The sequence below is a fragment of the Bacillus sp. KICET-3 genome, from assembly GCF_033261025.1.
Taxonomy (GTDB): Bacteria; Bacillota; Bacilli; order Bacillales; family Bacillaceae; genus Bacillus; species Bacillus sonorensis.
The window spans coordinates 704,929-724,548 of sequence record NZ_CP137345.1 but is presented as its reverse complement, the minus strand read 5'-3'; the positions used below and the strand labels follow the sequence as shown (position 1 = coordinate 724,548).

Sequence of the window (19,620 nt, the reverse complement as noted above, 5' to 3'; positions counted from 1 at the left end):
ATGACGAGGGAGGTCAATCATCAGATCTTCAGTTTTTTTCTCTTTTCAGCATCAGGATCTTCTTCTATTAAAATAGTTGTATTGAAAATGAGCGTTTTTCGTGTGTCCTTATCATAGTTCGGCCAGCTGAAGGCTTCAGTGGACGGACTTCCCGTATGTGCAAATGAAAGCCAGGCAGCCTGAATATGTTGCGAAAGCTGTTTCGTTTCTTCGCTTGCTTTCGTATTCGTGATCATGTCAAGGGCATCCATGTTGCCGAACACAAAGGGGATGTCCAAACCGTGTGCCGCTTTATGGAACGGCGGATGTTCGGAATGCCAGTCAAACCGGTACATCCATACGGGCGAATGCGCCGACTGCCCTGCGGCAAACGCGACGGCCGGACGCCAAAAAAGGATGTCTGTCATCATATTGATTTGGCCTTCCAGCGATCCCGGATACAATTCGGCAGCTGTTTTCGCCAATTCGCCCCCTACATGTTCTCTTAGAATCTCAGCCTTTTTTTGTTCCGGCAACAGCTCCGATTCCGGCGTGAAAAATAGCACGCCTTCATCCCGGTTTGTCCCGATCAACAGCTTGATGTCATCCGCCGCTCCTTGTGCAACGGCTGTCACAGGCTCCAGCGGCAGCGTCTCCCTGTCAACGACCGGTAAAAACAGCAATTGAAAAATATTTTCCCCCATGACATCCCTAAGCTCATCCGCTGCTTCAAGGAGCTCTTTAGCAGATACATCGTGCAGCTGTTCCGAATGGTCCGGATCGATATTGAGAATGTGTAAAAATGTTTCTGCCGCAGTTTCCGCTTTTTCCTTCGGCATGGTTTCGGAAGCTCCGCTTTGCATAATCGCTTTTTGGAATAAGCCTTTTGCATCTGGCATGGCCAATAGCGAGGCGATGCTCATCGAACCGGCCGATTCTCCAAAAACCGTGATGTTGTCAGGATCTCCTCCGAAGGATGAGATATTCTCCTTCACCCATTTCAGCGCAGCAATTTGGTCAAGCAGACCGAGATTGTTGCTGTAGGATTGATTGACAGAAGAAAGGTGCAAAAATCCAAACGGACCGAGGCGATAATTGATCGTCACTACGATGACATCTCCATCAGCCGCGAGATGAGATCCATCATATAGAGGCTCGCTGCCTGCGCCGAGGTAAAACGCGCCGCCATGAATCCACACCATCACCGGCCGGTTTTCGCCGGACGATTGTGGAGCAAACACATTTAAGCAAAGGCAGTCCTCAGACTTCTCCACCCTCTCTAATTGAAACAATATCCCTTCAGGCTGGGGGCAGATGGAGCCGAATTGAGTCGCATCCCTGACTCCTTCCCATGCATCGGTTTCTTGCGGAGCTTTAAATCTCCACTTTCCGACAGGCGGCTTCGCATAAGGGATGCCCTTCCATACGCGGACGCCGTTCTGCATCGTTCCTTTCAGCGCTCCATAACGGGTTTTCACTGTGAGACCAGACATTTTATACCACTCCCTTCATCATTTCATGATAAAGGAAGCGTTCCTATTCCGTCTAATGGCGACACTTGCAAACTGAGGATATTTCAATCATCATAGGATATGGAGCAAGTCCCGGTATAGAATGATGGAGGCTGTCCATTCTATAAGCGGAACGCTTCGAAAAAACAAGAAATGAGGGATCTGCATGGAGCTGTCAGGGAATACCATACTGATTACAGGAGGAGCAACAGGGATCGGATTCGCTTTTGCCGAACGATTCGTGAAGGCTGGAAATACGGTCATCATATGCGGCAGACGCAAAAACAAGCTTGAAGAAGCAAAGCAAGCATTGCCGGGCATCATCACGCGTGTGTGCGATGTAGCGGATGAAGCTGAACGGCTTGCGCTGTTTGAATGGACAACCGAGCACCACCCGGAAGTAAACGTGCTTGTTAATAACGCAGGAATTCAGCAGCGCTATAATCTGTTAAAAACCGCTGCAAAAAACGACTGGGGCCGCTACAATAAAGAAATCACCGTCAATTTGGAGGCTCCGCTGCATCTTTCCATGCTCTTTGCTCCATATTTCGCCGAAAAGCAAACAAACGCTGCGATTATGAATGTAACCTCAGGCCTCGCCTTTACACCGATGGCGATCACGCCGATATACTCGTCGACGAAGGCCGCTCTTCACTCCTTTACTATGAGTTTACGGCATCAGCTATCAGATACCGGCGTACAGGTCATTGAAGTGGCGCCGCCGGCGGTCAATACTGATTTGGGCGGAGCCGGCCTGCACGATTATGGTGCTCCGGTCGATGATTTCGCCGATGCGATTTTCAAAGGATTGAAAGAAGGAAAGCTCGAAATCGGCTATGGACGGGCTGAAAAAGCACGGCTGATGTCAAGAGACGAGATTGACGAAAGTGTTGCACAAATGTACAGCGCCCAAAAAAGCGCGATCGAATAAAACCAATGGGTTTCCTCACGTATGCAAGCGGGAAGCCCTTTTTCATGAAGCCATATCGGTTGTTTTGTCTAATCCAATCGTTTTTTCATGAATAAAAAAGGAGGTATGGCCAACATGCCGATCGTTCTGCAGCGGATTTATCATGAACATCCCGAATCTGAAGGCCGGCGAATTTTAATTGACCGCGTCTGGCCGCGCGGCATATCCAAAGAAGATGCGCGGCTTGATGAATGGATGAAGGAGATTGCGCCGAGCCCGGCATTAAGAAAATGGTTCAATCACGATCCGGCGAAATTCGAACAGTTTAAACAAGCATATAAAGACGAACTGACACAAGACACTGAAAAACAGACAAAGGTAAAGGAGCTAAAAGAAAGGATGGCAAATGAGCGCGTTGTCCTGCTGTACGGCGCGAAGGACGAGCTCCACAACCATGCCGTTGTCCTGAAAGAAGTATTGGAGACGTGAAACTTTTATGCGCCATCCCCGTATTACGGGGAAAAAGAAAGGATGGTACACATGGATTCCGGCTTGATTTGGCTTGCCATTGGCTTAGGGCTTATGGGTTATTTTATTGGCGAAGGGTTGAAAAACTTTCAGAACCCAAAAGGGGATGTTTCCGGCTATCCTTATTTAATTAAGGAAAAAGATTTGCACTATTATTTAGGTTTAACTAGAGAAGAAACGAAGGAAATGCTTAGCAAATATCATGATCGAACTAAAAGGAACGACGTATTATCCATACCAGCACTTGCTGGACTGGATGTCGTCCCCCGAGTTTTATAAAAAACAGTCATAGAAAAAGCTACCATTGAAAGTTGCGCTTTTTTGCTGCGGCCTCTCCGCTGCTGAAAAGCCAAGATCCCTCGGTATACTTTAACAAAAACCGCAGATATAGCAGCAGAAATAGCTATCCGCTCCGCTCCTTATACATTCTCTGTAGCATGGGGAATCAAACAGGGAAGGCAGGCCATACATATATGGGGAACCTCCTGGATAAGTCCCGGGATAGACATTATAATACTGGCGCTGATCCGAATGATAAGACGGGTAAAAATACATCGTGTTCATCTCCTCATTTCGTTTTCCAATATTATACTGTCTCAACCCCTTATAGGTGATTGTCCGTGCCTCAAAGTCTGACTGCCGATGAAATGTACGTAAAAACACGCTCAGGTTCTTTCTAATGAAAACCTGAGCGTGATGTTGAATACATCATTTACCGGCATCTACTATTTCAACATACCCTTCCGCACCGTTGATCCTGATCCGCTGGCCATCTTTGATGGCTTTCGTTGCGTTCTCAACGCCTACGACTGCCGGAAGTCCGTATTCCCGGGCGATCACGGCGCCGTGGGTCATCAGACCGCCGACCTCTGTCACCAGACCTTTGACAGAAACAAACAAAGGCGTCCAGCTCGGATCAGTGAAAGCTGTTACGAGAATATCCCCCTCTTCAATATCGGCTTCCTCCAATTTTAAAACGACTCTCGCTCTTCCTTCGATGACGCCTGCCGAAACCGGAATGCCCGGCAAGGCTCCTTCCGGAAGGCTTCCGCTATGGTATTCACCGAATATGACTTCTCCCTCGGAGGTCATCAGCCGCGGAGGCGTCAATTTCTCATAAAGCTCATATGCCGCCTTTCGTTCTTCAATCATCCTGTAATCGAGCTGCCCTGTTCTGACCGCATCCCGGAGTTCGTCAAAGGATAGATAATAGATATCTTCCTTCGCTTTGATGAGCTTCTTTTTCTGTAAAACAGCGGCTTCTTTCATCAACGCCTTCTTGTAAATAAAGTAGCGCTTGATGAAGGCATACTTCGGATATTCCCGATAGCCGATAAAATTTCGCAAAACGCTGATCATTTTCTTTGTCTTTTTGGCCTTTTTCCTGCCGCCTTTTAATTTCTCCAGACGCTTTAAAAGGTCCCGCTCTTTTTGTTCAGCTTCGAGCCTTCCTTGCTCAAACTTGGCCTTTCGCGCACCCGGTTCAAAGTTTTTGATATTGCTGACAATCAAGGGGATGAGGGCGGTCGGCCGTTCACTCCACCTTGTTTTCGTCAAGTCGATCTCACCTGTGCAGCGCACGCCGTATTGATTGAGAAATTCCCGCAGAGCCGTTCTGACGGCGGGCCCGCCTTCCAGCTTTTCAAGGTCTTCAAAAAAGGTTTCGTCATTGGGCTGTTTAAAATAATCGAGCACTTCCGGATATTTCCTGGCGACATCTGACACATCCAGAAGAGCCAGCCCCATTTCTGATGTGACATTGTTCGGCACCGACTGGGAAAGGGTATCGGCCGCGCTCTTTTCCCCCAGCCATTTCTCCATTTTTTTATTGATCCAAAACGCCGCATATATGCCGACCATAATGACGGCCATGCTCTCCTTGTCATGGAGGACTTTCTTGAGCTCCTTTTGATCCTCCAACAAAGCTTCAAACAGCTCATCTCCTGTGAGATGCTGTATGTTTCGCTCAGCGTTTTTGATGGATTCCTCGGCTTTGGATATCAACCGTTTGACGATCCCGATGTCGTTTTTCCGGTAAATTTTGGCCATGTCGGCCGGCAACGACCAGGAAAATCCTTCAGCGCCAAACTTGAACATCCGTTTTCCATTGGGAAGCGATTTCACAAGTTCCTTTCTTTTCATAAAATTGGACAGCGCATTGTGCATTAACGGATCATTTTTTCCCAATGCAGCAAGGACGATTTTCCGCCCGGCGGCTGATGCCAAATCATGTGACAAATCAATAAACAGCCTTCCGCCGGCGCGGCTCAATTCGTATTCCGACATCAGGCTGAAAAACGAGATTCCGAGCGGCTTGATCGGCTCTGTCATCATCTGCTGGTGGCCGACTGACATATAAAGGCGAAATCGGCCGTCGCTTTTTTCCGGAAGCGGAAACAATGTTGTAATCGGGCGGCTTTGAACAAAGAAAAATTTGTCATCAGCCAGACACCACTCAATATCCTGCGGAGCATTGAAATGCGCCTCGATCGTTCTGCCGATTTTCTCAAGCTGAAGGATCTGCTCATCGGTCAATGTTTGCATTTTCTGCCGTCCGGTTTCAATGGCCCGCTCCTCCGTACCGCCGTCTTTTAATCCATAATCCGCTACTTTTTTCGCAGAAATCGTTTTTTCTATCACCTTTCCTTCGCGAACCTTATAGTGATCAGCGGACACAAGTCCGGATACGAGCGCCTCCCCCAAGCCGAAGCTGGCATCGATCGACAGCACTTTCCTGTTGGAAGTGGCCGGATCAGCGGTAAACAAAATTCCTGATGCCTGTGGAAACACCATCTGCTGGATCACGACCGATAATTGGACTTTGCGGTGGTCAAAGCCATTTTGAATCCGGTAGATCACGGCCCGTTCTGTAAACAGGGATGCCCAGCATCTGGCGACATGCTTCAATATGTCATCAATCCCGATGATGTTCAAATAGCTGTCCTGCTGTCCGGCAAAAGATGCATTCGGGAGATCTTCAGCCGTGGCGCTGGAACGGACGGCATATGCCTCCCTTTCCCCAAGCTTTGAATGAAAGCGGCTGATGGCTTCTTTAATCTCTGCATCGATCTTCACGTTTTCGATTTCATTGCGTATCTCTTGGCTGATGTCAGCGATCTGCTCCCTATCGGCCGTTGTTAACAGGGACAGCCGGTCGAGCAGACTGCTGATGTTCCCGTTTTGTCCGGCCATGCGCTGATAAGCCGCGGTTGTAACGCAGAAGCCTGCAGGCACGCGGACGCCTTCAATCCTTGACAGTTCTCCAAGATTTAAGCCTTTTCCACCGACGAGCAGCAAATCCGTTTCGTTTATTTCATCAAAGCCCAATACATCTGTTTGCATAAGGCATCCCCCTCTTGTATTTATCGTTCAATGCCGAAACGAATCATATTCAAAAAACGGTTCCTTTCATCAAGGAGGCGCTTGTGATAAGCCTCATCAAACTCATGCTCGTCAGACGCTTCTGATAAAAATCTATGCTCGAAATGTTTGATTGCCAGCATGATCAGTTCGAAAGCCTCTTCACGGTTCACTCCTTCCCGCAGAGGCACTTTGGCAAATAACTGCTTCCAAAAACGATCTCTGAAAGCAAACTGCTCCCCATACCTTTCGGCTATCTCCTCCTTCAATTCAGAAGGCGGTGTATGGAACGTTTCCATCGTCACTTTATACACATCAGGATACTTCCTGAAAAACTCAAGCTTTGCCAAGCTGAGTTTTTCTTTCGCCTCAAAAAAATCCTCATCATGCGGCAGATCATCGATGGAAAGGTGTTTTTTCACTTTGTCTAAGCAGTAGTCCAGCAAAGAGAGGTACAAATCCTTTTTGCTCTTGAAATGATGAAAAATAAGCGCCTTTGAAATCCCCGCCGCTTCCGCCAACATTCCGGTCGACGTCTTTGCATAGCCGTGCCGGGCAAAAACGGCCAAACAGGTCTCCAATATTTGCTCTTTATCATAAAGCTGTAAAGGCACATGAATCATTCCTTTTGATTTATTGACCAATTGGTTAGTAAAAATTGTAACGCTTGCTGACCACCCAGTCAACAAAATTTAAAAAACCTGTATAGCATTCTATACAGGTCCTAGCTTTATTTTTCCATATGAAACTGCTCTTTCAACTTTTCAGGCAAATCTTCTGCTTTTATGACGTTAGGCTTGCCTGTATACCCGTCATATCTTCTTGGAACCCGTACGAGCGTTCCCTCTTGACAAGGCTTGTCAACAAAAAATGACACGACTTTTTTCTTTCCGTCCTCATTGATCCCCTCTACGTTATAGACATAATCCTTCTTATTTCCCGCTTGTTCTGCTTTCCCATGAATCTGCACATAAAAATCGCTTTCCAGCACAGCGCCCTTTTCCGCGCACCCGCCTAGTATAAAAGCCGATAAACAGCCTAATATCATCACAAAAAACGTTATGTTTTTCATGTTTTCTTCACTCCTTTTCATACTCTTATTTTAAAAGATCCGGTCATATTGAATAAATGCGGTTTTCTTACACCAGGCTTACTTTTTTGTAAGAACCCGCAGAAAAGAAAAAGCCCACCTGTTCAGGTGTGCTTTTTATCATACAAACTCTTTATGAAGATCCCCGGCTGTCAGTGAAGAACCCTTTTGCAGGATATCGGACTGCAGGCAGTACGCAATTACTTTTTTCTTGAACTGTTTGACAACATCTACACGGTCATTGTAGGTGTAGACATATATCTTAACATCTTTTTTGCCGTTTTTCGCATCGATGACCACCGGAGTTCCACTGTTCTTCGGATGCAGATATAAATGCTCATCCCCAGGGTAGATATAATAGCGCTCCATAAATACCGCTTCGTTAAAATACTGGATCACTTGTTTTTTCTCTTGACCTTCCAAGCGTTTTCCGCCGACCGTGACGGTGGCATTTTTGTCATTGAGCTTTGAATGAACTTCAAATTTTGCAGAAATCCGTTCGACAACAGCGGTTGGAAGACACGTCACCAATATTTTAATAAGGCTTGCGAGTACAAGCAGCGTTACAAAAAGCCATGTCATTTTTCATCATCTCCGCTACATTCTTATCTTCATCATATTATCATAAGGGAACGGCTGTTTTTTTGTACATTTCGTGACAATCATACTCTACTGGGGTATTGTATATCATTTTCTATAGCAAGTCAGTATTTGGAGAGGATAAAAAATTCCCTATCCCAGCCTATCCCCTGCCAAAATTTTAAAGCGGTTTGATTCTCTATATCAACAGAAACGTGAACGAAAGAAACGTCCTTCCGTTTAAACCAATTCATTATGTCATCCACCAGGTTTCCCGCAATGTTCTGTCTCCGGTATCTTGGCGACACATAGATTTCATCGATTTGGCCGTATAACGTGTTACTAACAAGATCCTGCTTCATTGAAGCAATACCGAACCCAACGGCCCGGCTTTTTTCATTCGTCACTGCGAACACGACACCATATGTGGATTGAATATATTGTTGGATTTGTTCCTGAACCGCTTTCTTCTCTTCCTCATCCAATTCACAATTCGCAGTCTCAACAGCATTTCTGTTCCACAATTCCACCATTTCTTTCATGCATTCAAGATGTTCTTCATCATTGGTAAGCTGGATGATACTCGTATCCATTCTATCTCCCCCTTTTATCCGTTATTTCGTATCATTGTTCGGCAAATAACCAGAAATTCCTGCGGTGTTTATGCTTCTTTCATAACAACAGTCATTGTCAGCGGGCATATAAAAGACAGGCTTCAAACCGGACCAAAAATAAAGACCATAGAACAAGCACATTTAATTGAGGCACAATCCCTCTTCTCCTCTTTATTTTTCCTATTAAATTGATGAAATAGGCTGCAGTCGTTACTTAAAAATCTGATCAACATAGAATACTATGATTAACTCGCTAGATAAAAAGGAGAATTTGACTTATGAATTTAGATCAAATAAAAGGAAACTATGATGCTATTTTCGGACTGGGGCATCTTTGTTTAACAGCCCTTCAACTTAGAAAAAATAATTTAAGGCATTATGCGGGCCCTTTAGATTGGGTCGGAACCCCTTATCTGACAGATCTCAACCGCCTTTTAAGAAATCGCTTTTCCAATTTTTTAGAACCTCAAAATCTCAGAATAACAGGCTACTCGACCGGAGTTGATAGCCATGAACGCTATATCTCATTAAGAGATGATTATTACTATGTAGATTCTGCCCATGATTTTAAAGCAGATCAAAACACATTCGATGATATTGTCACTTATCCGGAAGTAAAAGAGAAATTTAGTAGAAGAATTAACAGATTTTTAAATCAAATGGCGACAGCTAATCGAATCCTTTTTATCAGAACGAATGGAACATTTGAAGAAGCGCAGGAACTTGAAACCGTATTATCTGACTTGGTACAAAACGAATTCAGCGTTTTACTTATCAATCATACGAATGTTAAAGGGATTGTTGAACAAAATTGGCCGTTACAACGAGTTTGCGCAATTGAACTTCCGGATAAAGAAATATGGGCAGCTAACGATTCTCTTTGGAAACAAATACTTAGCGGCGTGAATTATGTCCCTTCTTCTCATTAACCATTTAGATATCGGCTGTCCCGGCAGGAAATATTTCTGCTTCTTTTTGCCCGTAAAGGGCGGGGATAGACTAATATAGGAAAACCAAACGCATATGGGGCCTACAGCCCTTCTCATTAGGAAGGGCTGGTCATTAACAGATACTTGTAAGGGTAATAACTTCTCTCTATTGATATAAATGATATGCTTTAAAAAGCGGCTTCCGGGGCTCGGGATAGGATATGATCCCTTGCCGCGACCGCTCTCTTTCTTACATCCTCAAGATCGACATCAACCAATTTCCCCTGTTGTTTGACTGCTTTTCCAGCAACATATACGGAATCTATATTACCGGGATGAGCGGTCTGTACAATAGCCCCTGTCACATCAGTAAGAGGGAGCAAATTAAGGCTGTCGGCTTTCAGCATGATGAAATCAGCTTCTTTGCCAGGAGAAAGAGAGCCGATTTTATGATCCAGCATTAAGGCTCGTGCGCCGTCAATCGTAGCCGCTTCAAGGATTTGCTCGGCGAAGATGCCCAATTCCGGCCCAGGCATGATCCCTTCTTTAAGCAATGCCTCATTTTGTTTAGCGCGCTCTGCCTGAAGGGCAAATTTCATTTGGGCAAATAGATCTCCCCCCGTTGATGTGACAACATCAACGCCAAGCGAAGGACGCACTCCGTGTTTGAGGGCCAATCCTGTGACAGGGTAGCCATGTCCCATCATCATCTCAATTTCAGGTGTAACAGAAATCGAGCTTCCATGGGCAGACAGCATTTTCATCTCCTCTTCACTAATTGCATTGACATGCACCATATTCAAATCAGGACCGAGCAGCCCGGCTTTATGCAGCTTTTCAATGGAACGGTCTTTCGCTCCCCAATTGCCGAAGCCGATATGCATGCTGCACAGGACGTCGAGTTCGCGGGCTGTCTTGATTTCAAAGGCAGATGTATCCCATGATGAAAACTCAGGGCCGCGAATCGCCAGCCCCATGGTCAGAAGCTGATCTTTTGACTGAAAGTAAGCTTTTTTTACCCGCTTGGCCTCATCCATATTGGACAGATTGCTTTCTCTGTCCCAATATGCGGCATCACCTGATGTTCCAAAAGCAAAGACTGCACGAATTCCCGCTTTTTTCAAACCGGCAATCAGCTGATCCGTGTGATCCGGCGACTCGATCATCGTCCAGTCCAGCAATGTGGTCACGCCCGCATCGAGCGCCTCAAGCGCTCCCAAATAATTTGCGATCCAATCATCCTCAGGCCTGCGCATCGAACCGTAATTCCCATAATAAATCCGGCTCAAATAGGTTTGCAGCGACCAATCGGCGCCGATTCCCCGAATGACAGACTCCCAGACATGGCGATGCGTGTCGACAAGACCCGGCATGATCACCATATTAGAGGCATCGATCACCTCTGCGTCTAGTGCAACGATAGACCCGGCAACCTCCACTATCGTTGAACCCTCAATCAGCATGTCCCCTTTTTCGATGTTTTTCAGCCTCGGATCAAGAGTAATGATTGTCGCATTTCGAAAAAGTGTTTTCCGCATGGCGATTCTCCCTTCTTAAAGGATGGTAAAGGCTTAAGGTATAGTAACATCATCTTCAATATCCATTTTAAAACAAAAAAGGGGTGTACCATACAAATAAGACTCGACGGGCGGAAGAATCATAATATGTTCATGGAAAAATGAAAGCTCACACAGATCTTCCCGGGCAGACTGACAGATTTTTTTTAAAAATTGCTGTTGTACCCCATCTAACTGATCACCTCATCAATATCACCTTTTTACCATTTTTACATGAAACGGCCGGCTGGCGGAGGATTTTTTATGAATACGGAGAATTTCAAATTATACATCCGTGAAAAAGACGTCATGTGACCACATTGTGGGGATGGTTGGTGAACAAGCCTTCCATGTTTTCTCCCAACTACTTTTTAAAAGGAGGAAAACGATGGCTGTTGAAAATTATGGCGTTTTAAAGGGAACTGTACACGATACGAGAAGAGAGGTTGATTTTGATACCCCCCATTATCAAGTGGATGTGATTGGAGAGGATGGCACGCATTACAGATGTGCCATTAATGTGATGTCGAGCTCAGCCGAATCAGAAGTATTGTATTATGCGGATGATGATTTTAATGCCAGTGAAATCACCCATTTGCAAAACCTGCAGAACGGATATACTCCTATTCGAGAAAATGAAGCAAATCAACGTATCGCACTTGACTATGTAAGAGGCAATCTTTTCGATCCCACCAAAATGATACCTCTGCCTCATGAAGTTACTGGCGAAAATAATGACTTGAATGATTTTATTGAAACATACATGAACGAAGCCAAAAAAGAAAATGCTGCTATCTATGTTTACGGCTCACGATTCGGACCTGAGAATAAGAAAGATAAAATATTCGGGTTCGAACCAACCAACGGTATGCATAATATTCACATGAACCAGGGGAATTCAGGAAAATGGAAACAGGACAACGGAGTTTATCACGACGGCGGGATACTCATTCAATTTAAGGACTATTGGGTTGCCATTTTTTTAGCTTTCTTAACGCAATCTTGGTGCACGGATCAAAATGGAGATCCGATCAGGTTTTGTGCGTTTACAGAACCTGATAAAGAGTTTGAATGAAATTGCCCCCTTCTCGATGAGGAGGGGGTAAACATGTCCAAAACTTTTGTCCGGCGGTCGGCGGAATAAAAGGAAAAACCCCTTGATTACTCAAGGGGTTTTAGTTGCGGGTGGGCTTACATCATTCCGCCCATGCCGCCCATGCCGCCCATGTCAGGCATGCCGCCGCCTTTGTTTTCTTCAGGCTTGTCGGCAACAACTGCTTCAGTTGTCAAGAACATAGCCGCTACAGATGCAGCGTTTTGCAGAGCTGAGCGCGTTACTTTTGTAGGGTCTACGATACCTTTTTCGATCATGTTGACCCATTCGCCTGTTGCAGCGTTGTAGCCGATGCCGATTTCTTCGCCTTTCAGGCGCTCAACGATGACAGATCCTTCAAGACCAGCATTGTGCGCGATTTGACGGATCGGCTCTTCAAGAGCGCGAAGAACGATGTTCACACCAGTCAATTCGTCGCCTTCTGCGTCGATTGCAGCTACTTTGTTGTATACGTTGACAAGAGCTGTACCACCGCCGGATACGATTCCTTCTTCTACCGCAGCGCGAGTAGAGTTGAGGGCGTCTTCGATGCGAAGTTTGCGTTCTTTCAGTTCTGTCTCAGTCGCTGCGCCGACTTTGATGACAGCTACGCCGCCTGCAAGTTTCGCAAGGCGCTCTTGTAATTTTTCTTTATCGAATTCAGATGTTGTTTCTTCAACTTGAGCGCGGATTTGGTTGACGCGTGCTGCGATTTGTTCTGCTTCTCCGGCGCCTTCAACGATTGTCGTGTTTTCTTTTGTAACGACGACTTTAGAAGCGCGTCCCAATTGGCTGATTTGAGTTGATTTAAGGTCAAGGCCTAAATCTTCTGTGATCACTTCAGCACCTGTCAGGATAGAGATGTCTTCAAGCATCGCTTTGCGGCGGTCACCGAATCCAGGAGCTTTAACAGCCACTGCGTTGAATGTTCCGCGGAGCTTGTTGACAACAAGTGTTGCAAGAGCTTCACCTTCAACGTCTTCAGCGATCAGAAGCAATGGTTTGCCTTGCTGAACGACTTGCTCAAGCACTGGAAGGATTTCTTGAATGTTTGTGATTTTTTTGTCAGTGACCAGGATGTACGGGTTGTCAAGAACCGCTTCCATCTTATCGGAGTCAGTCACCATGTAAGGAGACGCATATCCGCGGTCGAACTGCATACCTTCAACAACTTCAAGCTCTGTTGTGAATCCTTTTGATTCTTCGATTGTGATGACGCCATCGTTTCCGACGCGTTCCATTGCTTCTGCGATCAGGCTTCCGACTTCTTCATCGGCAGCAGAGATAGAAGCAACCTGTGCGATAGACTCTTTGCCTTCGATCGGTTTAGAGATTTCTTTCAGGTTTTCAACCGCAACGGCAACAGCCTGCTCGATTCCTTTGCGCACACCGACAGGGTTGGCGCCGGCTGTTACGTTTTTAAGGCCTTCGCGAATCATTGCTTGAGCCAGAACAGTCGCAGTTGTCGTACCGTCACCGGCAACATCGTTCGTTTTGCTGGCAACTTCAGCAACAAGTTTGGCACCCATGTTTTCGAAAGCATCTTCAAGCTCGATTTCTTTCGCGATTGTTACACCGTCGTTTGTGATTAATGGAGAACCGAATTTTTTCTCAAGAACGACGTTGCGTCCTTTAGGTCCCAACGTTACCTTTACAGCATCCGCCAATGCATCTACACCGCGCAGCATTGAACGGCGGGCTTCTTCGCTAAACTTAATATCTTTTGCCATGTTATTCGAACCTCCTCAGGATTGTTTAAAGATTTTATTTATGTCTTAGCCGATAACAGCTAAAATGTCGCTTTCACGCAAGATTAAGTAGTCAGTACCTTCATATTTCACTTCGGTACCTGCATATTTTGAGAAGATGATGCGGTCGCCTGTTTTGACTTCTAATGCAACGCGCTCTCCGCTCTCTAACACACGGCCTGAACCGGCAGCAACCACTTTACCCTCTTGGGGTTTTTCTTTTGCGGAGTCAGGAAGTACGATTCCGCTAGCAGTTTTTTCTTCAGACTCAACGAGCTCAATGACAACGCGATCACCTAATGGCTTTAACAATGAAACAACCTCCTCAATATTTTCATATGTAATTTTAGCACTCGCACTCAGTGAGTGCTAACACAATTCTTATAATAAAGAATCTCCAGGGCAATTTCAAGTGATAAGGTTAAAAATTTTTTGCGCTTACATATTTCCCGTTATCCTTCCCGCCCAATAATTTGAATGGAGTGTGTTACAATAAACATAGTCTGCTTTAGATCTTTAGAAAAGGAGTACATACGGCTTGAGAAAACAATACTGGTTTATTATTTTGACATACGTGCTCATGCAATTGTCGTCCGTTGTCGGTCTGCCGCTGCTTTATTTTCTTGGCGTCGGAAAGGGGCAGCCACCCGCCGAAACTCAGCTCACACTCGTCGGAGTATGGTCTGTCATCGCCTTTACACTATGTCTTGTGATCGTGCTGTTGATTTTAAGGACCGCTCCAAAAACAACGCTTCGAAACGCCCCGAAAGCATCGATCGGTGTCTCTATCGCCTGGGCGGTCCTCGGCGTTTTTCTCGCGCTTTTTGCCCAATCGATTGCCGCCGCGATCGAAATGAAACTGTTCGGTGTAAATCCCGAATCGGAAAATACACAAAGAATCATGGATATCATTCATGCATTGCCGCTCATGATGTTTGTTTCATCTGTATTCGGTCCTATTCTGGAGGAAATCATTTTCAGAAAGATCATTTTTGGGGCATTTTATGAAAAAACAAATTTCTTTATCGCCGCTTTAATCAGTTCCATTTTATTCTCGGTTGTCCACCTGGATTTCTCACACCTTTTAATCTATACGGCAATGGGCTTCACATTCGCGTTTTTATACGTCAGGACAAACCGGATCATCGTACCGATCTTCGCCCATGTCGCCATGAATACGCTTGTCGTCATTATCCAGACTTTCCAGGGGCCTATTGAAGAATATTTGGAACGAGCCGAAAAAATGCAAATGATTATTGGAGGATTTTTATGATAAGAAGCCCGAAATTTTGGGGATTGATTTATTTTTTGACCGGTGTGCTGTTTACGTATCTGGCAGCTACCACTCCGGGGAATATGTGGTCGTTCTACACGATTCTTCTCATGCTTTTCGCTGCTTACAACATCAGCATTTCCTTTAAAATGTTCGCCCTTTCAAGCAGGTTGAAAAGAAAAAAATAAAACAACTCGTTTTAAAGATAAGAGCCATTCTCGTAAAGAGAGATGGCTCTTTATTTCTGCAGAAATGCCTGGTTTTCCTCCCGAATTGCATTTTTTTGCGCCTGCCGGTAGGCGATTCGCGAAATCACGATGCTGATCTCATAAAGAATTAATAAAGGCACTGAAACCATTAAATGAGACAACAGCTCCGGCGGAGTGATAACCGCCGCAATGACGAACAGAACAAAGTAGGCATACTTTCTGATCTTTGACAAAAACATTGGCGTCACCAAGCCGAGCCTTGTCACAAACATAACCACCACAGGCATCTGAAACAATAAACCGAAAGGAAGCGTCAGCTGCAGAAGAAATTGAAAATATTCGTACACTCCGATGACTTGATTCACATTGAGATCATCGGATAAGTTCATCATAAAATCAACGACAAACGGAAACAAAATAAAGTAAGAAAAGGCAATGCCGCCTAAAAAGAGAATAATCGATACAGGAATATAGCTTAGCGTCACTTTGCGTTCTTTTTCATACAGCCCCGGGCTGATAAACGCCCACAGCTGATACAAAATGAGCGGCGAGGTCATGACAGCGCCGATGATGAAAGCGAACTGCATGTATACCAGCAAAGGGTCCGTCAGTTTAAACGCATTGAGCGTAAGCAGTTTGGCTTCCTCCGTCTGCTGCAGATAAATAATGATCGGCTTTGCAAGAAAGAAGCCCGCCATGACAAAAACGGCAAAAAAGAAGGCAGTGAACATGAGCCGTCTTCGCAATTCTTTAATATGTTCCAACAGCGACATTTCTTTTCCCTTCATCAATGTCATCCCATCCTACTGATCTTCTTTCTTTTTGTCGTTATCGTCATCCGCCAGACCTTTTGTCGCGTTTTTAAACTCCCGTAATGTATTGCCTGCTGCTCTTCCCAGTTCAGGAAGTTTTTTCGGACCGAAAATCAAAATCGCCAAAATAACGATTAAAATAAAGCTTCCAGGACCGATTGTCGGCATATAAAAGCCTCCCCCTTTCCGTCATTTTTCTTCCGTCATTGAATAATGCTTCAGAAAATACACCAATGACTGAAGTTCAACCGCTAAATCTATATGATGAATTCGAATGTGTTCCGGCACATTCAAACGGGCCGGCGTAAAATTGAGAATACCTTTGATACCGAGCGCAACAAGCCTGTCCGTAATCGATTGGGCGGCATGGGCCGGGACCGTCAAAATGGCGACGGGGATGTCATCTGTCAAATGCTCTTCAAGTTTATTCAGGTCGTATACGGGAACGCCTCCGACTTCTGTTCCGATTTTGCTTTCATTGACATCAAAAGCAATCGCAATTTTCGTGTTGTTGTTTTTAATGAAATTGTAATGGAGAAAGGCTGTTCCTAAATTTCCTACACCGATGAGCGTTACGTTTGTCATTTCATCCTGATCGAGCGTCTTTCTGAAAAAGGACAGCAAATAATTCACATTATAGCCATAGCCTTTTTTGCCGAGAGCTCCAAAATATGAAAAGTCCCTGCGAATTGTAGCAGAATCAACTTTTACGGCATCGCTCAGCTCAGCAGACGAAACACGCTGCTTTCCTGATGCATGAAGGTTTTTTAAAAAACGATAATATAACGGCAGCCGTTTCGCTGTCGCTTGCGGAATTTTTGAATGATCCAAGTTCATAACCGATCCTCCATGTTTACTTCAGCTTTTTCCCTTTTATAGTCGCCGTTTTTCCCGCCCGTCTTTTCTGCAAGATAGGTCGGGCCTATCACCATTCCCTTATCCGCCGCCTTGCACATGTCATAAACAGTCAGGGCGCATACGGAAGCTGACGTTAACGCTTCCATTTCCACACCTGTACTCCCTTTTGTCTTGACTTTTGCCTGAATATGCAGGATGCTGTTCTGTTCTTTTTCTTCCCATCGAAAGGCGATATCGACTCCCTTAAGGGCAATCGGATGGCACATCGGGATGATGGCGGACGTTTGCTTCGCCGCCATGATTCCGGCTACCTGGGCCACCGCCAGCACATCGCCTTTCCCCATTTCCTGGTTCTTGATTTTTGCATGCACGTCTCTTGTCATGGACACGCTTGAGAGAGCCACAGCAGTTCGGACTGAAGCTTCCTTTTCGCTTATATCAACCATTTTGGCTCTGCCTTGTTCATTAAAGTGTGTAAATTGGTTCATGATAAAAACTCTCCTTATAAAGATCATACACTATTTTTTTCAATCTGTCTTTTTCTTTTGGTTAAAATCTTCCAGACTTCACTTAATTGTTTGCTGACTGCTATCTGATAGGCTACACTTAAAATAGCAAACAAGAGGTGAAATAGATCATGATGATTTTACAAGTCAATCAGCTCTCAAAATCGTTTGGGGCCGATTCCATTTTAACGAATATAAAGCTTGAAGTCAGATCACGGGACCGGATTGCGATCGTCGGCCGCAACGGAGCCGGAAAATCGACTTTTTTAAAAATTATCGCCGGCCGCCTGTCTTATGAAAAAGGGGACATCATTAAGCCGAAGGATTTAACCATCGGCTATCTTGATCAGCATTCAGGACTTGATTCCGAGCTGACGATTAAAGAGGAATTGCTTTCGGTCTTTGATCATTTGAAAACGATGGAAACCGTGATGCGCTCGATTGAAGAGGAAATGGCGCATGCTGATCCGGACAAGCTGGAATCTTTAATGAAAACGTACGATAGACTCCAGCAGACGTTTAAAGACAAAGGCGGCTATCAATATGAAGCTGACGTCAGATCTGTGATCCACGGAATGGGATTCGCCGGACACGGCGATTCCGCGCGCGTGCAGGATTTAAGCGGCGGACAAAAAACGAGGCTCGCACTCGGAAAAATGCTTTTGACAAAGCCTGATCTGCTGATTCTTGATGAACCGACAAACCACCTGGACATCGACACGCTCACATGGCTGGAACAATATTTGCAAAACTACAGCGGCGCCATTCTGATCGTCTCCCATGACAGGTACTTTCTTGATAAGGTCGTCACCCAAGTATATGAGATTTCCCGCACCCAGAGCAAAAAATACATCGGAAACTACAGCTCATATCTTACATTAAAAGCGGAACACCTTGAAAGAGAGACCAAGCTGTATGAAAAGCAGCAGGATGAAATCGCCAAGCTCCAGGACTTCGTTGACCGCAACCTGGCAAGGGCCTCAACGACAAAGCGCGCCCAAAGCAGAAGAAAACAGCTCGAGCGGATGGAAGTCATGACAAAACCGCTCGGCGATGAAAAATCAGCCAACTTCCGCTTTGAGATTTCGCGGCAAAGCGGAAATGACGTTTTACGCGTCGAAGATCTGACGGTCAGCTATCAAGATCAGCCTCCGCTCCTCCGTTCGCTCAATTTTCATATTACACGCGGGGAAAGCGTGGCGCTTGTCGGCCCTAACGGTATCGGAAAATCGACGCTGTTAAAAACGCTGATACAGAAGCTGAAGCCTGCCGCCGGAACGATCACAACGGGCTCACATGTCTTGATCGGCTATTACGATCAGGAACAGGCTGAATTGACTTCGTCAAAACGCGTCATTGACGAGCTGTGGGATGAGTATCCAGAGATGAATGAGAAAGATATTAGAACATGCCTGGGAAATTTTCTATTCTCCGGAGATGATGTGCTAAAACCGGTTCACGCCCTGAGCGGGGGTGAAAAAGCCCGGCTCGCGCTCGCCAAGCTGATGCTTCAAAAAGCCAATTTTCTCATTCTTGATGAGCCGACAAACCATCTGGACTTAGACAGCAAGGAAGTATTGGAAAACGCTTTGATTGACTATCCCGGAACGATTCTATTTGTGTCTCATGACCGTTATTTTATCAACCGCATCGCAACAAAAGTATTTGAGCTCTCCCCTGAAAAGGTGGAAGAATATTTAGGGGACTACGATTATTACACAGAAAAAAAGGCGCAGCAGCTTGAGCTCGAAGAACTGGAAAAGCAAAAAACGCAAGAACGGCGAAAAACCGCTTCAGAAAAAGAGGCCGGAGCAAAACGCAGCTATGAGGAAGAAAAAGAATGGAAAAGGAAAGAACGCCAGCGCCAGCGCCGCATTGAAGAAATAGAAACACGGATCACGGCCATTGAAGACCAAATCGAAAAAAATGAAGAATTGCTTTGCGAGCCTGAAGTATTTCAAGATCATGAAAAAGTGCAGGAGATCAACTTCGAAAATGAACATCTGAATGACGAGCTGGAACAGTTATTATCCGAATGGGAAGCACTTTCTACAAATGAATAAAT

The 19,620-nt window shown here is 45.3% G+C and carries 21 protein-coding genes; 8 read left to right on the top strand and 13 right to left on the bottom strand.

The window, feature by feature from the left end; genetic code table 11:
• Window positions 1-20 precede the first annotated feature (20 nt).
• On the bottom strand, window positions 21-1,472 hold the full coding sequence (locus tag R5H20_RS03615) for a carboxylesterase/lipase family protein (RefSeq protein ID WP_006637279.1): 1,452 nt from the start codon (window positions 1,470-1,472) through the stop codon (window positions 21-23).
• Window positions 1,473-1,656: 184 nt separating this feature from the next.
• Here R5H20_RS03615 and R5H20_RS03610 point away from each other — a divergent pair, with 184 nt between their 5' ends.
• The 3 genes from R5H20_RS03610 (at window position 1,657) to R5H20_RS03600 (ending at window position 3,207) form a co-directional block, all read left to right on the top strand.
• Window positions 1,657-2,421 carry an SDR family oxidoreductase gene (locus R5H20_RS03610; protein WP_006637278.1) on the top strand — a complete coding sequence of 255 codons (765 nt, stop codon included), beginning with the start codon at window positions 1,657-1,659 and terminating at the stop codon, window positions 2,419-2,421.
• 114 nt (window positions 2,422-2,535) lie between these two features.
• Window positions 2,536-2,889, top strand: a complete 354-nt coding sequence (locus tag R5H20_RS03605) for a DUF488 domain-containing protein (RefSeq protein WP_006637277.1) — start codon at window positions 2,536-2,538, stop codon at window positions 2,887-2,889.
• Window positions 2,890-2,940: 51 nt separating this feature from the next.
• A complete protein-coding gene (locus tag R5H20_RS03600; protein ID WP_224254459.1) occupies window positions 2,941-3,207 on the top strand; it encodes a DNA-binding protein in 267 nt (88 codons plus the stop codon).
• A 429-nt stretch (window positions 3,208-3,636) separates the two neighbouring features.
• Here R5H20_RS03600 and ppsA read toward each other — a convergent pair whose 3' ends face one another.
• The 5 genes from ppsA to R5H20_RS03575 all read right to left on the bottom strand — a co-directional run bounded on the left by ppsA (window position 3,637) and on the right by R5H20_RS03575 (window position 8,550).
• Window positions 3,637-6,270, bottom strand: a complete 2,634-nt coding sequence (gene ppsA / locus R5H20_RS03595; protein ID WP_006637275.1) for a phosphoenolpyruvate synthase — start codon at window positions 6,268-6,270, stop codon at window positions 3,637-3,639.
• A gap of 20 nt (window positions 6,271-6,290) precedes the next feature.
• Window positions 6,291-6,911: a TetR/AcrR family transcriptional regulator gene (locus R5H20_RS03590; RefSeq protein WP_224254519.1), complete on the bottom strand. Its 621-nt coding sequence runs from the start codon at window positions 6,909-6,911 to the stop codon at window positions 6,291-6,293.
• A 107-nt stretch (window positions 6,912-7,018) separates the two neighbouring features.
• The gene (locus R5H20_RS03585) at window positions 7,019-7,360 is read right to left on the bottom strand and encodes a DUF1093 domain-containing protein (RefSeq protein ID WP_006637273.1); all 342 of its coding nucleotides are present in this window, start codon (window positions 7,358-7,360) and stop codon (window positions 7,019-7,021) included.
• Window positions 7,361-7,498: 138 nt separating this feature from the next.
• Window positions 7,499-7,960, bottom strand: a complete 462-nt coding sequence (locus R5H20_RS03580) for a YfmQ family protein (RefSeq protein ID WP_006637272.1) — start codon at window positions 7,958-7,960, stop codon at window positions 7,499-7,501.
• 122 nt (window positions 7,961-8,082) lie between these two features.
• Window positions 8,083-8,550, bottom strand: a complete 468-nt coding sequence (locus R5H20_RS03575) for a GNAT family N-acetyltransferase (RefSeq protein ID WP_006637271.1) — start codon at window positions 8,548-8,550, stop codon at window positions 8,083-8,085.
• 299 nt (window positions 8,551-8,849) lie between these two features.
• Between R5H20_RS03575 and R5H20_RS03570 the strand changes: the two genes are divergently transcribed.
• Window positions 8,850-9,500, top strand: a complete 651-nt coding sequence (locus tag R5H20_RS03570; protein ID WP_006637270.1) for a DUF1796 family putative cysteine peptidase — start codon at window positions 8,850-8,852, stop codon at window positions 9,498-9,500.
• Between the two features lie 188 nt (window positions 9,501-9,688).
• Here R5H20_RS03570 and R5H20_RS03565 read toward each other — a convergent pair whose 3' ends face one another.
• Entirely contained in the window at window positions 9,689-11,038 is a 1,350-nt protein-coding gene (locus R5H20_RS03565; RefSeq protein ID WP_006637269.1) for an amidohydrolase family protein, read from the bottom strand.
• Window positions 11,039-11,444: 406 nt separating this feature from the next.
• Between R5H20_RS03565 and R5H20_RS03560 the strand changes: the two genes are divergently transcribed.
• On the top strand, window positions 11,445-12,131 hold the full coding sequence (locus R5H20_RS03560) for a YukJ family protein (protein ID WP_006637268.1): 687 nt from the start codon (window positions 11,445-11,447) through the stop codon (window positions 12,129-12,131).
• Window positions 12,132-12,247: 116 nt separating this feature from the next.
• Here R5H20_RS03560 and groL read toward each other — a convergent pair whose 3' ends face one another.
• Together groL and groES are read right to left on the bottom strand one after the other, a co-directional pair.
• Window positions 12,248-13,879, bottom strand: coding sequence for a chaperonin GroEL (gene groL / locus R5H20_RS03555; RefSeq protein WP_006637213.1), 1,632 nt, complete (start codon window positions 13,877-13,879; stop codon window positions 12,248-12,250).
• Window positions 13,880-13,924: 45 nt separating this feature from the next.
• Complete coding sequence (gene groES / locus R5H20_RS03550; protein ID WP_003179248.1) at window positions 13,925-14,209, bottom strand: co-chaperone GroES; 285 nt, start codon at window positions 14,207-14,209, stop codon at window positions 13,925-13,927.
• A gap of 226 nt (window positions 14,210-14,435) precedes the next feature.
• Here groES and R5H20_RS03545 point away from each other — a divergent pair, with 226 nt between their 5' ends.
• Both R5H20_RS03545 and R5H20_RS03540 read left to right on the top strand, forming a co-directional pair.
• Complete coding sequence (locus R5H20_RS03545; RefSeq protein WP_006637212.1) at window positions 14,436-15,170, top strand: CPBP family intramembrane glutamic endopeptidase; 735 nt, start codon at window positions 14,436-14,438, stop codon at window positions 15,168-15,170.
• A complete protein-coding gene (locus R5H20_RS03540) occupies window positions 15,170-15,358 on the top strand; it encodes a YdiK family protein (protein WP_029419829.1) in 189 nt (62 codons plus the stop codon). The genes R5H20_RS03545 and R5H20_RS03540 overlap by 1 nt, the downstream gene beginning before the upstream one ends.
• A 50-nt stretch (window positions 15,359-15,408) precedes the next feature.
• On the opposite strand, the gene tatC is transcribed toward R5H20_RS03540, so the two are convergent.
• From tatC to moaC, 4 genes are read right to left on the bottom strand one after another with little or no spacing between them, the layout of a single operon-like run.
• Window positions 15,409-16,176, bottom strand: coding sequence for a twin-arginine translocase subunit TatC (tatC, locus tag R5H20_RS03535; RefSeq protein ID WP_087962495.1), 768 nt, complete (start codon window positions 16,174-16,176; stop codon window positions 15,409-15,411).
• 6 nt (window positions 16,177-16,182) lie between these two features.
• A complete protein-coding gene (tatA, locus tag R5H20_RS03530) occupies window positions 16,183-16,359 on the bottom strand; it encodes a twin-arginine translocase TatA/TatE family subunit (RefSeq protein WP_006637209.1) in 177 nt (58 codons plus the stop codon).
• Between the two features lie 21 nt (window positions 16,360-16,380).
• Window positions 16,381-17,028, bottom strand: a complete 648-nt coding sequence (locus R5H20_RS03525; protein ID WP_006637208.1) for a redox-sensing transcriptional repressor Rex — start codon at window positions 17,026-17,028, stop codon at window positions 16,381-16,383.
• Window positions 17,025-17,537 carry a cyclic pyranopterin monophosphate synthase MoaC gene (gene moaC, locus R5H20_RS03520; protein ID WP_006637207.1) on the bottom strand — a complete coding sequence of 171 codons (513 nt, stop codon included), beginning with the start codon at window positions 17,535-17,537 and terminating at the stop codon, window positions 17,025-17,027. Before moaC ends, R5H20_RS03525 begins: the two co-directional genes overlap by 4 nt.
• Before the next feature lie 149 nt (window positions 17,538-17,686).
• Here moaC and R5H20_RS03515 point away from each other — a divergent pair, with 149 nt between their 5' ends.
• Window positions 17,687-19,618: an ABC-F family ATP-binding cassette domain-containing protein gene (locus R5H20_RS03515; protein ID WP_006637206.1), complete on the top strand. Its 1,932-nt coding sequence runs from the start codon at window positions 17,687-17,689 to the stop codon at window positions 19,616-19,618.
• Window positions 19,619-19,620 lie beyond the last annotated feature (2 nt).

Bases quoted from the DNA above. Each gene is read 5' to 3' on its own strand.
- R5H20_RS03615 (WP_006637279.1), bottom strand. From the start codon at position 1,472: ATGTCTGGTCTCACAGTGAAAACCCGTTATGGAGCGCTGAAAGGAACG.
- R5H20_RS03610 (WP_006637278.1), top strand. From the start codon at position 1,657: ATGGAGCTGTCAGGGAATACCATACTGATTACAGGAGGAGCAACAGGG.
- R5H20_RS03605 (WP_006637277.1), top strand. From the start codon at position 2,536: ATGCCGATCGTTCTGCAGCGGATTTATCATGAACATCCCGAATCTGAA.
- R5H20_RS03600 (WP_224254459.1), top strand. From the start codon at position 2,941: ATGGATTCCGGCTTGATTTGGCTTGCCATTGGCTTAGGGCTTATGGGT.
- ppsA (WP_006637275.1), bottom strand. From the start codon at position 6,270: ATGCAAACAGATGTATTGGGCTTTGATGAAATAAACGAAACGGATTTG.
- R5H20_RS03590 (WP_224254519.1), bottom strand. From the start codon at position 6,911: ATGATTCATGTGCCTTTACAGCTTTATGATAAAGAGCAAATATTGGAG.
- R5H20_RS03585 (WP_006637273.1), bottom strand. From the start codon at position 7,360: ATGAAAAACATAACGTTTTTTGTGATGATATTAGGCTGTTTATCGGCT.
- R5H20_RS03580 (WP_006637272.1), bottom strand. From the start codon at position 7,960: ATGACATGGCTTTTTGTAACGCTGCTTGTACTCGCAAGCCTTATTAAA.
- R5H20_RS03575 (WP_006637271.1), bottom strand. From the start codon at position 8,550: ATGGATACGAGTATCATCCAGCTTACCAATGATGAAGAACATCTTGAA.
- R5H20_RS03570 (WP_006637270.1), top strand. From the start codon at position 8,850: ATGAATTTAGATCAAATAAAAGGAAACTATGATGCTATTTTCGGACTG.
- R5H20_RS03565 (WP_006637269.1), bottom strand. From the start codon at position 11,038: ATGCGGAAAACACTTTTTCGAAATGCGACAATCATTACTCTTGATCCG.
- R5H20_RS03560 (WP_006637268.1), top strand. From the start codon at position 11,445: ATGGCTGTTGAAAATTATGGCGTTTTAAAGGGAACTGTACACGATACG.
- groL (WP_006637213.1), bottom strand. From the start codon at position 13,879: ATGGCAAAAGATATTAAGTTTAGCGAAGAAGCCCGCCGTTCAATGCTG.
- tatC (WP_087962495.1), bottom strand. From the start codon at position 16,176: ATGACATTGATGAAGGGAAAAGAAATGTCGCTGTTGGAACATATTAAA.
- tatA (WP_006637209.1), bottom strand. From the start codon at position 16,359: ATGCCGACAATCGGTCCTGGAAGCTTTATTTTAATCGTTATTTTGGCG.
- R5H20_RS03525 (WP_006637208.1), bottom strand. From the start codon at position 17,028: ATGAACTTGGATCATTCAAAAATTCCGCAAGCGACAGCGAAACGGCTG.
- moaC (WP_006637207.1), bottom strand. From the start codon at position 17,537: ATGAACCAATTTACACACTTTAATGAACAAGGCAGAGCCAAAATGGTT.
- R5H20_RS03515 (WP_006637206.1), top strand. From the start codon at position 17,687: ATGATGATTTTACAAGTCAATCAGCTCTCAAAATCGTTTGGGGCCGAT.